This window comes from Mycobacterium sp. (assembly GCF_004298145.1).
Lineage (GTDB): Bacteria > Actinomycetota > Actinomycetes > Mycobacteriales > Mycobacteriaceae > Mycobacterium.
The window spans coordinates 96,345-108,734 of the sequence record NZ_SCRH01000006.1 but is presented as its reverse complement, the minus strand read 5'-3'; the positions used below and the strand labels follow the sequence as shown (position 1 = coordinate 108,734).

At 68.9% G+C, this 12,390-nt stretch carries 11 protein-coding genes; 10 read left to right on the top strand and 1 reads right to left on the bottom strand.

Going from position 1 to position 12,390, the window contains the following annotated elements:
- Nucleotides 1-209 precede the first annotated feature (209 nt).
- From EPN51_RS02455 to EPN51_RS02445, 3 genes are read left to right on the top strand one after another with little or no spacing between them, the layout of a single operon-like run.
- Nucleotides 210-824: a cutinase family protein gene (locus tag EPN51_RS02455; RefSeq protein WP_293035824.1), complete on the top strand. Its 615-nt coding sequence runs from the start codon at nt 210-212 to the stop codon at nt 822-824.
- Nucleotides 825-872: 48 nt separating this feature from the next.
- On the top strand, nt 873-2,075 hold the full coding sequence (locus EPN51_RS02450; protein ID WP_293035765.1) for a M20 family metallopeptidase: 1,203 nt from the start codon (nt 873-875) through the stop codon (nt 2,073-2,075).
- Nucleotides 2,072-3,241, top strand: coding sequence for a M20 family metallopeptidase (locus EPN51_RS02445; protein WP_293035762.1), 1,170 nt, complete (start codon nt 2,072-2,074; stop codon nt 3,239-3,241). The genes EPN51_RS02450 and EPN51_RS02445 overlap by 4 nt, the downstream gene beginning before the upstream one ends.
- Before the next feature lie 64 nt (nt 3,242-3,305).
- Here EPN51_RS02445 and EPN51_RS02440 read toward each other — a convergent pair whose 3' ends face one another.
- Nucleotides 3,306-3,785: a gamma-glutamylcyclotransferase gene (locus EPN51_RS02440; RefSeq protein ID WP_293035759.1), complete on the bottom strand. Its 480-nt coding sequence runs from the start codon at nt 3,783-3,785 to the stop codon at nt 3,306-3,308.
- Nucleotides 3,786-3,868: 83 nt separating this feature from the next.
- On the opposite strand from EPN51_RS02440, the gene EPN51_RS02435 reads away from it, so the two are divergent.
- The 7 genes from EPN51_RS02435 to EPN51_RS02405 all read left to right on the top strand — a co-directional run bounded on the left by EPN51_RS02435 (nt 3,869) and on the right by EPN51_RS02405 (nt 12,167).
- On the top strand, nt 3,869-5,308 hold the full coding sequence (locus EPN51_RS02435; protein ID WP_293035756.1) for an NAD(P)H-quinone dehydrogenase: 1,440 nt from the start codon (nt 3,869-3,871) through the stop codon (nt 5,306-5,308).
- 71 nt (nt 5,309-5,379) lie between these two features.
- Nucleotides 5,380-7,134, top strand: a complete 1,755-nt coding sequence (locus EPN51_RS02430; RefSeq protein WP_293035753.1) for a glycerol-3-phosphate dehydrogenase/oxidase — start codon at nt 5,380-5,382, stop codon at nt 7,132-7,134.
- Entirely contained in the window at nt 7,131-7,991 is an 861-nt protein-coding gene (locus tag EPN51_RS02425) for a pseudouridine synthase (protein WP_293035750.1), read from the top strand. Before EPN51_RS02430 ends, EPN51_RS02425 begins: the two co-directional genes overlap by 4 nt.
- 85 nt (nt 7,992-8,076) lie before the next feature.
- A complete protein-coding gene (locus EPN51_RS02420; protein WP_293035747.1) occupies nt 8,077-8,367 on the top strand; it encodes a hypothetical protein in 291 nt (96 codons plus the stop codon).
- 379 nt (nt 8,368-8,746) lie between these two features.
- Nucleotides 8,747-9,883, top strand: coding sequence for a PPE family protein (locus EPN51_RS02415; protein WP_293035744.1), 1,137 nt, complete (start codon nt 8,747-8,749; stop codon nt 9,881-9,883).
- 118 nt (nt 9,884-10,001) lie between these two features.
- The gene (locus EPN51_RS02410; RefSeq protein ID WP_293035741.1) at nt 10,002-11,156 is read left to right on the top strand and encodes a PPE family protein; all 1,155 of its coding nucleotides are present in this window, start codon (nt 10,002-10,004) and stop codon (nt 11,154-11,156) included.
- Between the two features lie 12 nt (nt 11,157-11,168).
- Entirely contained in the window at nt 11,169-12,167 is a 999-nt protein-coding gene (locus EPN51_RS02405; RefSeq protein WP_293035738.1) for a magnesium transporter CorA family protein, read from the top strand.
- The last annotated feature ends 223 nt before the right edge of the window (nt 12,168-12,390 follow it).

Genomic DNA, 12,390 nt, shown 5'->3' with positions numbered 1-12,390 from the left:
GACGGTGAGCGCCGGTGGGGCGCGAGTGAGGAGTCGGGCGATCGAGCCTGGCCCGGCGACGGTGAGCGCCGGTGGGGCGCGAGTGAGGAGTCGGGCGATCGAGCCTGGCCCGGCGACGGTCTCCGCAGGGATATGTCAAGATCTGGCGTATGAATATTCGTAGATGGCCGGCGACGGGCCCGGTCATTGGAATAACGGTTGCTGTTGTGCTGTCAGTGGTTTCGATCACATTCGGCCCGGCGCCGAGGGCGTCGGCCGACTGTCCGGCTGTGCAACTCATCTTCGCCCGCGGCACCGCCGAGCCGCCCGGCCTGGGTCTGGTCGGCGACGCGCTGTTCGCCGCCCTGCAACCCGCCCTGGGGTCGCGCACCGTCGACTCCTATGCGGTGAACTATCCGGCCAGCTACAACTTCCTGACTACCGCCGACGCCGCCAACGACGCACGCGATCACATCGCGGAGATGGTCGACCAGTGCCCGTCGACGCGTCTGGTGCTCGGCGGCTTCTCGCAGGGCGCCGCCGCGGTCTCGATGCTCGCCGGTGTGCCGCCCGTCGGCCAGCGCATCGGCAACTTCGGATCGGCGCCCGCGCTGGATCCCGGGCTGGCCAACAAGATCAGGGCGGTCGCGGTGTTCGGCAATCCCGGCAACCGCTTCGACACGCCCCTGTCGTCGACGGGTGCCTTCGCCGGCCGCGCCATCGACCTGTGCAGCGAGGGTGATCCCGTCTGCGTCGTCGGCGGCCGCGACCGGGATGCACACCACGACTACTCCGTACCGCCGTATCCCGGCCAGGCGGCGGGATTCATCGCCGGGCGGGTGTAGCCCTTCGGGCCCTCAGGGCCCTAGGTCGGTCAGTGACATACTGCGAGAGTGCCTACCGCCCCGTCAGATAGCCCGCTGGACAGCGTCGAGGCTGTCGTGCGGCGGCGCGGCGCCGACCTCGTCGAGTTGTCTCACGCCATTCACGCCGAGCCTGAGCTGGCGTTCGCCGAGCACCGCAGCTGCGCGAAGGCGGGGGCACTGGTCGCCGAACGCGGCTTCGAGATCACCGCGGCCGCGGGCGGTCTGGACACCGCCTTTCGCGCCGACTTCGGCAGCGGGCCGCTGACCGTCGGGGTGTGCGCCGAATACGACGCGCTGCCCGAGATCGGACATGCCTGCGGGCACAACATCATCGCGGCGTCGGCGGTGGGCACCGCGCTGGCCCTGGCCGAGGTGGCCGACGACCTGGGCTTGCGGGTGGCGCTGCTGGGGACTCCCGCCGAGGAGGCCGGTGGCGGCAAGGTGCTGTTGCTGCGGGCCGGGGTGTTCGACGACATCGCCGCGGCGGTGATGTTGCATCCCGGGCCGGCCGACATCGCCGCCGCCCGCTCGCTGGCCCTGTCCGAGGTGATCGTGAAATACCGCGGCAAGGAATCGCACGCGGCCGTCGCGCCGCACCTGGGCGTCAACGCCGTCGACGCCGTCACCGTCGCACAGGTGGCGATCGGGCTGCTGCGCCAGCAACTGGCGCCCGGGCAACTGGTGCACGGGATCGTCACCGACGGCGGGCAGGCGGTCAACGTCATCCCCGGCCACGCGACGCTGCAGTATGCGATGCGGGCGACCGAATCGGATTCGCTGCGGCAACTGGAGGGCCGGATCTACGCCTGCTTCGCCGCCGGCGCACTGGCCACCGGTTGCGAATACGAAATCGTCAATCCGGCACCCGCTTACGACGAACTCAACCCCGACCAATGGCTGGCCGACATCTTTCGCGAGGAGATGCGCCGGCTCGGCCGTGAACCGGTGGCCCGTGAATTCGAAGGGGCGCTGCCCATGGGCAGCACCGACATGGGCAACGTGACCCAAGCGCTGCCGGGCATCCACCCGGTGATCGGGGTCGATGCCGGCGGGGCCACCATCCACCAGCGGGCCTTCGCCGACGCCGCGGCCGGCCCCAGCGCCGACCGCGCGGTGGTCGAGGGTGCGATCATGCTGGCGCGCACGGTGGTCCAGCTGGCCCAGACGCCCACCGAACGCGACCGGGTCATGGCGGCGCACGAGCGCAGGCGCGGCGGGTCGCACGCATGAGCCTCGCCGACGCCGCCGAATCCTGGCTGGGTGTACATCACGCAGACCTGGTCGAATGGCGCCGGCACATTCACCGCTACCCCGAGTTGGGCCGGCAGGAGTACGCCACCACCCAGTTCGTCGCCGAACGGTTGGCCGAAGCGGGACTCAACCCGAAGGTCTTGCCCGGCGGAACCGGACTCGTCTGTGACATCGGCCCCGAGCACGAGCCCCGGATCGCGCTGCGGGCCGACATGGACGCCCTGCCGATGGCCGAACGCACCGGCGCCCCCTACGCGTCCACCATGCCCAATGTGGCACACGCCTGCGGTCATGACGCACACACCGCCATCCTGCTGGGGACCGCCCTGGTCCTGGCGTCGGTGCCCGAGCTGCCGGTCGGGGTGCGGTTGCTCTTCCAGGCTGCCGAGGAATTGATGCCCGGCGGGGCGATCGACGCCATCGCGGCCGGTGCGATCAACGGGGTATCGCGGATCTTCGCCCTGCACTGCGATCCCCGGCTGGAGGTCGGCAAGATCGCGGTCCGGCACGGCCCGATCACCTCGGCGGCCGACCAGATCGAGATCACGCTGTATTCACCCGGCGGGCACACCTCGCGCCCGCACCTGACCGCCGATCTGGTGTACGGGCTCGGCACGCTGATCACCGGGCTGCCCGGGGTGTTGTCGCGGCGCATCGACCCGCGCAACGGCACCGTGCTGGTGTGGGGCGCGGTCAACGCCGGGGTGGCCGCCAACGCCATCCCCCAGACCGGTGTGCTGGCCGGCACCGTGCGCACCGCGAGCCGGCAGACCTGGGTGGGGCTGGAGGAGATCATCCGCGAGACCGTGTCCGGGCTGCTCGCGCCGCTGGCCATCGAACACACGCTGCAATACCGGCGCGGCGTGCCGCCGGTGGTCAACGAGGACGTCTCGACGCGCATCCTCACCCACGCGATCGAAGCCGTCGGCCCCGACGCGCTGGCCGACACCCGCCAGTCCGGAGGCGGCGAGGACTTCTCCTGGTACCTGGAGGAGATCCCCGGCGCGATGGCCCGGTTGGGGGTGTGGCCGGGGCTGGGACCACAGCTGGACCTGCACCAGCCGACGTTCAATCTCGACGAGCGGGCCCTGGCGATCGGGGTGCGGGTGATGGCCAACATCGTCGAGCAGTCGGTGGCCTTTTAGTCGCCAGACTGCAACTACCGACGCTCCCTCTCGGGCGAACGCGTCGCCGGTTACAGTCTCGCGGTTACGTCGAGGTCCCCGGGCCGATGTTGCGGGCCGGCCGAGTGCGCAGACTGTGCACGTAATCGCTTGGTGCTCCGGCGATTTCGGCTGCGTCCGCCATGACTCCCAGGTATCGGGCCGACGGCAGTCCGCCCTCCCACGCATCCAGGACGTACAGCCACGCCAGGGCCGGGTCGGTGGTGGTGTCCGACGAGATGCGCTCGACCCGGCACCGGATTTTCTGGTGAACGCCGAACTCCGAGCCCTCCCAGTGGTCGAGGTTGTTCTCGTCCGCCGGTGTCATGTCGTAAAGGACGACGAACACCTTGGCACCCGGGTCCTCGACGACGGTGGCCAGCGCGCCCTCCCAGCCGATGTCCTCGCCCCCGAACGTCAACCGCCACCCGTGCAGCCAGCCCGTTCCGGCCATCGGCGAATGGGGTGCGCGCTTCAGCATCTGCTCGGGATCCATGTTCGACCCGTACGCGGCGTAGAGCGGCACGGGGAAAGCTTAGACGTCCGGGCTGGCACGGTCTTCCCCCGAGCGTTGCGCGGCGTTCGGCCGGCTTCGTTAGGTTAGGGGCTGTGGCGACCCGCATCGTGATCCTCGGTGGAGGCCCGGCCGGTTATGAAGCCGCGCTGGTGGCCGCCACGTTGCGCCCAGAACACCCCGACGCCGTCCATGTGACCGTCATCGACTCCGAGGGCATCGGCGGGGCGGCCGTCCTGGACGACTGCGTGCCGTCCAAGACGTTCATCGCGTCGACCTGGCTGCGCACCGAGCTGCGCCGGGCGCCGCGGCTGGGGTTCGAGATCGACATCGACGACGCCAAGCTCTCGCTACCGCAGATCCACACCCGGGTCAAGCAGCTCGCCACCGAGCAGTCGGCCGACATCACCGACCAGCTGCTGGGCGTGGGCGTGCACGTGGTGGCCGGCCGCGGCGAGCTGATCGACCCGACGCCCGGGCTGGCCCGCCACAACATCAGGGCGACCCATTCCGATCCGGGGCCCGACGGCCCCGTCACCAGCGAGTACGAGGCCGACGTGGTGCTGATCGCCACCGGCGCCAGCCCACGGGTGCTGTCGTCGGCCGTGCCCGACGGTGAGCGCATCCTGACCTGGCGCCAGCTCTACGACCTCAAGGCGCTGCCCGAGCACCTCATCGTCGTCGGGTCGGGGGTCACCGGCGCCGAGTTCGTGCACGCCTACACCGAATTGGGTGTGCCGGTGACGGTGGTCGCCAGCCGCGACCGGGTGCTGCCCTACGAGGACGCCGACGCCGCGCTGGTGCTGGAGGCGGCGTTCTCCGAGCGCGGCGTGCAGTTGGTGAAGAACGCCCGCGCCGCCTCGGTCACCCGCACCGAGGACGGCGTGCTGGTCACCCTGGCCGATGGGCGCACCGTGGAGGGCAGCCACGCCCTGATGACCATCGGTTCGGTGCCCAACACCGACGGCCTGGGCCTGGAGCGGGTCGGCATCGAACTGCGCCGCGGCGGGTATCTGACCGTGGACCGGGTGTCGCGGACATCGGTGGCCGGCATCTACGCCGCCGGTGACTGCACCGGCCTGCTGCCGCTGGCCTCGGTCGCCGCCATGCAGGGCCGCATCGCGATGTATCACGCGCTGGGCGAAGGCGTCAGCCCGATCCGGTTGCGCACGGTGGCGGCGACGGTGTTCACCAGGCCCGAGATCGCCGCCGTCGGTGTGCCGCAAACGATGATCGACGACGGTTCGGTGGCGGCACGGACGATCATGCTCCCGTTGCGCACCAACGCGCGGGCAAAGATGTCGGGGTTGCGGCAGGGCTTCGTGAAAATGTTCTGCCGCAAGTCCACCGGTGTGGTCATCGGCGGCGTGGTGGTGGCGCCGATCGCCTCCGAGCTGATCCTGCCGATCGCCGTGGCCGTGCAGAACCGCATCACCGTCAACGAGTTGGCCCAGACGCTGGCGGTCTACCCGTCGCTGTCCGGCTCGATCACCGAGGCGGCGCGGCGGCTGATGGCGCACGACGATCTCGACTAGTTAGCCTTGGTGGCAGCACGCCCCTACTGACGAGTAACCGACGGGAGTTTCTTCAGTGAGGAGTCCAGGTCGTGACTGATCCGATCCGCCCCTTCACCCAGCAAAGCTCGCCGGTGTCCGTGCTGGGGCCCGAGCAGCGACCGGCGGCGTGGGAACGGCTGGGCACCGAGCAGTTCGACGTGGTGGTGATCGGCGGTGGCGTGGTCGGTTCGGGCTGCGCGCTGGATGCCGCGACCCGCGGCCTCAAGGTGGCGCTGGTGGAAGCGCGCGATTTCGCCTCGGGCACCTCGAGCCGCTCGTCGAAGATGTTCCACGGCGGCCTGCGCTACCTCGAACAACTGGAGTTCGGTCTGGTGCGCGAGGCGCTCTACGAGCGTGAGCTGTCGCTCACCGCGCTGGCGCCGCATCTGGTCAAGCCGATGCCATTCTTGTTTCCGCTGACCAACCGCGTATGGGAACGTCCGTACATCGCCGCCGGCATTTTTCTCTACGACCGGATGGGTGGCGCGAAATCTGTTCCGGCGCAAAAGCATTTGACCCGCGCCGGCGCATTGCGGTTGAGCCCGGGCCTCAAGCGCAGCTCCTTGATCGGTGGAATCCGTTACTACGACACCATTGTCGACGATGCCCGGCACACCATGACCGTCGCGCGTACCGCCGCGCACTATGGTGCGGTGGTGCGGACCTCCACCCAGGTCGTCGCCCTGCTGCGCGAGGGTGATCGGGTGACCGGGGTGCGGGTCCGCGACTCCGAGGACGGCGCGATCACCGAAGTCCGCGGCCACGTCGTGGTCAACGCGACCGGCGTGTGGACCGACGAGATCCAGGCATTATCCAAGCAGCGCGGGCGATTTCAGGTGCGGGCGTCCAAGGGCGTGCACGTGGTGGTCCCGCGCGACCGCATCGTCAGCGACGTCGCGATCATCCTGCGCACCGAGAAGTCGGTGATGTTCGTCATCCCGTGGGGAAGCCACTGGATCATCGGAACCACCGACACCGACTGGGATCTCGATCTGGCCCATCCCGCGGCCACCAAGGCCGACATCGATTACATCCTGCGGACCGTCAACACGGTGCTGGCCATCCCGTTGACCCATGCCGACATCGACGGGGTGTATGCGGGGCTGCGGCCGCTGCTGGCCGGGGAGAGCGAGGAAACCTCGAAGCTGTCCCGCGAGCACGCCGTGGCGGTGCCCGCGCCGGGACTGGTGGCCATCGCCGGCGGTAAGTACACCACCTACCGGGTGATGGCCGCGGATGCGATTGATGCCGCGGCCCAATTCATTCCGGCCCGAGTGGCACCGTCGATCACCGAGAAGGTCAGCCTGCTGGGCGCCGACGGCTACTTCGCGCTCATCAATCAGGCCGAGCACGTTGCCGAGCTGCAGGGGTTGCATCCCTACCGGGTGCGCCATCTGCTGGACCGCTACGGGTCGCTGATCGGTGACGTGCTGGCGCTGGCGGCCGAAAATCCTGACCTGCTCAATCCGATCAAGGAGGCGCCGGGTTACCTGAGGGTCGAGGCGCTGTATGCCGTGACCGCCGAGGGGGCCTTGCATCTGGAGGACATCCTGGCCCGCCGGATGCGTGTCTCCATCGAATACTCGCACCGCGGCGTCGACTGCGCGCGCGAGGTTGCGAATGTGGTCGCGCCGGCGCTGGGTTGGTCCGCCGCGGACATCGACCGTGAGGTCGCCAACTACACCGCCCGGGTGGAGGCGGAGGTGCTGTCCCAGGCCCAGCCCGACGACGTGTCGGCCGACGAGTTGCGGGCGAGCGCGCCGGAGGCGCGCGCCGAAATCCTCGAGCCGGTCCCGCTCAATTGAGACCCGCCCCGCTTCCCGTGCGCGACGGCCTCGGCCCGGCGCGGGTACGGCTCCGGGGCGGACCGGTGCTGGCCGAGCTGACCGCCCGGTTCGGCGCGCAGGCCCGCGCGAAGATCCTGGCCGGGGAGGTGGTGTGCGCCGACGGCGCCGTGGTCGATGACGCCACCGTGGCGCCCACCGGGGCGAGTGTCTACCTCTACCGCGAGCTCCCCGACGAGGTGCCCGTGCCGTTCGACATCTCGGTGCTGTACCGCGACGACGACATCGTGGTCGTCGACAAGCCCCACTTCCTGGCCACCATGCCGCGCGGACGTCACGTCGCGCAGACCGCGCTGGTGCGGCTGCGCCGGGAGCTGGGGCTGCCCGAGTTGAGCCCGGCGCACCGGCTGGACCGGCTGACCGCGGGCGTGCTGCTGTTCACCGCGCGCCGCGAGGTGCGCGGCGCGTTCCAGACGCTGTTCTCCCGGGGATTGGTGCACAAGACGTATCTGGCTCGGGCGGCCGTCAACCCGGCGCTGGAGTTGCCTCGCGTGGTGAGAAGCCGAATCATCAAGCGGCGCGGGCACCTACAAGCCGTCAGCGAGCCGGGTGCGCCCAATGCCGAGACGCTGGTGGAGCTGTTGTCCCCGGCCGGCCCCTACCGGCTGACGCCACGCACCGGACGCACCCATCAGCTGCGCGTGCAGATGGCCTCGCTGGGGATACCGATCGAGGGTGACCCCTTGTACCCCAACGTGATTGACGTTGCGGCCGACGATTTCGGCACGCCACTGCGATTGTTGGCACGGCGCATCGAGTTCACCGACCCGCGCACCGGCGAGCGCCGCGAGTTCGTCAGCCGCCGAGTGGAGCCATGAGTGTTCGGTTGTCCTGACCCCTACGCAAACCCGGGGCATAGGCGGTAGCGTCATTGTTTGCTGGTCGGGTCGTCGGGAGGCAAGCATGAAGCGCGGCATCGCCGGAGGATTGGCCGCCCTGCTGATGGCCGCGGAGCTGATCGCCTCGGCGGCGCCGGCCGGCGCCGGCTGCCAGTACGGGGGACCCGTTCTCAGCAAGTGCGATGGACCGGTCCAGCCCGACGGCACGTGGCAACGTTGCGTGGCAGTGACCCGCCTTGTTCCCAACGGCGCCAGTTCCTACCTGGTGCCCGACGGGCACTGCGATGTGATGGGCCCCGACCAGCGGCCGTCCGATTTCGCCTTCGCCGACCCACCGACGCACATCGACGACTGAGCCGGGGCTCTGCCGGCCTGGACGCGCCGGGACCGGGTAGCCCGCGCGTATGGACATCACCGTCACCGTCGGCCGACTTCACCCGGGAAATGCGGCGGCGCGGTCCGGGCGACCGGATCGTCGCCGTGAACCGCGGCGCCTCGGTCGCCGTCTGATAGAGGGCCCCTTCTCCTATTTGGTGACCGGGCAAACTCCCCCGGTCACTAAATAGGGAGAGGGTGCGTTGCTGGGGGTATAGGGTGTCCTAGCAGCCGGCAGTCGAACTGGGAGGGATCCGACCGCAGGTGACAGGCATCGATGTACAGAGTTCAAGGCTTCTTCGCGGCCTGGTTAACAGAAATTTGCTGAGCTGTTCTCAGCGTGGGCATTGTGAGATGTAATGGATCTATTGGCACCCCCTGAGGTCACCTCGACACTCATCCACACCGGGCCGGGAGCGGGCTCGCTGATCGAGGCCGCGGGCGCCTGGCAGCGCCTGGCCGTCGAGCTGGAGAATTCGGTCTCCACCTATGCCTCCACGTTGTCCTCTCTCATCGAGTCCTGGGACGGCCCGTCGGCGATGGCGATGCTGCAGTCCGTCCAGCCCTACCTGCTCTGGCTGCGCGAGACCGCACAGCAGTCCGCACAGATGGCCGCCTCGGCGGAAGCCGCGGCCTCCGCGTTCACCGCCGTCCGATCCACGGTGGTCCCGCCGTCGGTCGTCACCGCCAACCGGACGCGGCTGATGCAGCTGCTGGCCACCAACCGGTTCGGGACCAACACCGCGGCGATCGCCCAGACCGAAAACGAATACCAGACCATGTGGGCGAACAACGCGGCGGCGATGACCCGCTATCAGGCGACGTCGTCGCAGGCGACCACGCGGTTGTCGCAGTTCAATGCGCCGCTGGCGACCACCAGTCCGAGCGGGACGGCCAGCCAGCAGCTCGCGGTGTCCAATGCCCTGCTCAGCTCTTCGGGCACGCAGGCGCCGAACCTGCTGTCGCTCGGCAACAGTATTAGCAGCTTCGATCCCAACGCCGGCTGGTTCGGCTGGGCGAGCACCTGGGGCAACCAGTTCATTTCGTCCGGCTTCCCGATCAACATGCTCGGCGTGTGGGCGCAGTTGGCGACCGCCCAGGGGGTTGCGTCCGTCGGCGGGGACATCGGCTCGGGCCTGTCGGAGGGCCTGGGAGCGACCACAGCCAGTCTGGCCAATGCGATCAAAGGCATCGGCGCGGGGGCGTCAGCGCCGACGGGGGCGCTGGGCGTCGGCGTCTCGCTGGGCAAGCTGACCGCGCCTCCCGCCGTGGTGGGGCTGTTACCGGGCACGCAAACCGGGGTGCAACTCGCCTCCGCCGCGTCCCCGCTGCCCGCCGCGGAATCAGGATTCCCCATAATGCCGATGATGGTGCCGCCGCCGACGGCCTCGGCGGGCACCGGCTGGCGAAAACGTAAGCAGCAAAAGTACGAGGACGTCGCCTTAGGTCGGGAGGTCAAAGGCAAAGTGATGCCTCGAAACCCGTCGGCCGGATGACATTGACGTTGGCGCCGCACGACTGCGGGCGCCGATCGCATCCACCGGATCGGTCACCGGCGACCAGCGCCCGCGCGCGGTGTTCGCCCCACCCACTTCTTCCCCAAGGTAAGAGTTCATGGATTTTGGGATACTGCCGCCCGAGATCATCTCGGCGCTGATCCATTCCGGACCCGGCGCTTGGTCACTGATCGAGGCCGCCGGCCTCTGGCAGGAGTTGAGCGCCGAGCTGGAGCAAGCGGCGAGCAATTACACCGCGGAGCTGTCGTGGCTGTCCACGACGTGGCACGGTCCGTCATCGCTGGCGATGGCCCAGGCGCTGGAACCCTATCTGGCCTGGTTGCGTCTCACCGCGCAGCAATGCCAGCAGACCGCCGCGTCGGTGGAGGTCGTCGCCGCCGCGTTCGAGTGGACGCACTGGACGGTGGTCCATCCCTCGCTGGTGGCCGCCAACCGCGCGCGCCTGGCGATGTTGCTGGCCACCAACTTCTTCGGGGTCAACTACCCGGCCATCGCCGAAACCGAGGCCGAGTACCACACCATGTGGGTGAACAACTCGACCGCCATGTATCGCTACGCCGCGACCTCGGCGGGCGCCGTGCGACTGCCCCAGTTCTCACCGGCGCCCCAGGTGACCAACCCGGCCGGGGCGGCGACACAAGCCACCATGATGCAAGCGACGACCACGAGCAATTCGGGGGTGCAGACCACCGCTGCCCTCTCCGGGACGAACCAGGCGGCCTTCAACGCTTTTGGTCTGGATCCCGACTCCGGCTGGTTCAAATACTGGAACACCTGGGCAAACCAAGGCCTTGCCGCGGGCGGTTATCCGGTCAACATCCTCGGTGTGTGCGCGCAGCTGGCGACGGCCCACGCGTTCACGACGCTGGGCACCGACGTCGGCCCTGGTTTGGCGGACGGCGCCGCCGCGCTGTTGTCGGCGGAGACGCGACTGGTCAGCACGGTCGGCGCCGCGGGTTCGTCATTGGCGCCCCGGGCGGCGCTGGGTGTCGGGATTTCGCTGGGACAGCTGACGATGCCGCCCGCGACGGTGGGAATGTTGGGGTCTGCGCAGGCGCCGGTGCAGCTCGCCTCCGCGGTGTCCGCGCTCCCTCCGGGCGGCGCGCAGCCTCCGATGCTCCCGATGGCCCCGATGCGCCCGGGCCAGGGATCGAGTGGCGCCCGTCGGCGCAAGGGCCGCGACTACGACGACATCGAGTACGGCGCGGAGCTTCCGGGCACGGTGATGCAGCGGCCGCCGTCGGCGGGCTGAGAAGATCGCCCGGTGCAGAACGCTCCGAAGATCCAGGGCCGCGTGTGGCGCGCCGGCAAGGCGCAAGACGACTTCGAGTTCGGCGAGATCTCGAACTACCTCACCGAGCCCGACACCCTGGTGTGGGCCGACCTGTGCAATCCCGACCATGACACGCTGGGCGGCCTGGCCGGCGAACTCGGCCTGAACCACTGGGCGGTCGAAGATGCCGTGGCCGCGGCCGAGCGGGTCAAAGCCACCGGGTACGAAACCCACACCTTCTTCACCGTCTACGCCGCCGACATCGCAACGAACACCGTCGACACTCCTGCGCGCAAACTGTCGATGCATCGCATCTCGGCCTTCGTGCTCCCGCAGGGGTTGATCACCGTGCGCCTGACGCCCGACTTCGACATGACGCAGGTGACCCGGCGGTGGCAGGAGATCGGCGGCCAGGCCTACGGTGTCGGTGCATTGGTGCACGGCCTGCTCGACGTCGTCGTCGACAGCCATTTCGCGGCGGTGGAGACCCTCGACGACTGCATCGAGGCCATCGAGGACGAGCTGTTCGACGGCACTTCGCACAAGAGTGACTTTGCGCGCCGCACCTTTGGGTTGCGCAGGGATCTGGTGAACCTGCGGCGGGTGGCGCTGCCGATGCGCGAAGTGGTCAATTCGATTCAGCACCACCGTATTTCGGATGGTGCCGACCGGCAGCTCGACCCGCTGTACGCCGACCTCTACGATCACGTGCTGCGGGTCTCCGAATGGACGGAGTCGCTGCGCGACATGGTCACAACGATTTTCGAGACCAATCTGTCACTGCAGGACGCCCGGTTGAACACCGTCATGAAGAAGTTGACCGGTTGGGCGGCGATCATCGCCGTGCCGACGGCGATCACCGGCTTTTACGGGCAGAACGTTCCCTACCCGGGCTTCGGTACGGCCACCGGATTCACGGCCAGTACCAGCGTGATCCTGGTCCTGATGGCGCTGCTGTACGTGATGTTCAAGCGTCGCGATTGGCTGTAGACCGCGAGGTGGTCACTGCGTGACCCGGGGTGCCGTGGCGCGTGAGGCGGAAAGACCCTGCTGGATGCCCCGATTGATGTTGTCCCGCAAGGCCGGGCTGCCCGGCGGATCTGACTCCGCGCAGCCGCAGCTGAGATGGCTGAAGGGGTTAGGGTCGGTGCTGGCCGATGCTGCGGTCCAGCCGGAAGCGCCAAGAACGATGGCAACACCCGCAACACCGACC

What these genes read in the sequence shown, in the direction of transcription:
- EPN51_RS02445 (WP_293035762.1), top strand. Translation starts at nt 2,072, where the DNA reads ATGAGCCTCGCCGACGCCGCCGAATCCTGGCTGGGTGTACATCACGCA.
- EPN51_RS02420 (WP_293035747.1), top strand. Translation starts at nt 8,077, where the DNA reads ATGAAGCGCGGCATCGCCGGAGGATTGGCCGCCCTGCTGATGGCCGCG.
- EPN51_RS02415 (WP_293035744.1), top strand. Translation starts at nt 8,747, where the DNA reads ATGGATCTATTGGCACCCCCTGAGGTCACCTCGACACTCATCCACACC.
- EPN51_RS02410 (WP_293035741.1), top strand. Translation starts at nt 10,002, where the DNA reads ATGGATTTTGGGATACTGCCGCCCGAGATCATCTCGGCGCTGATCCAT.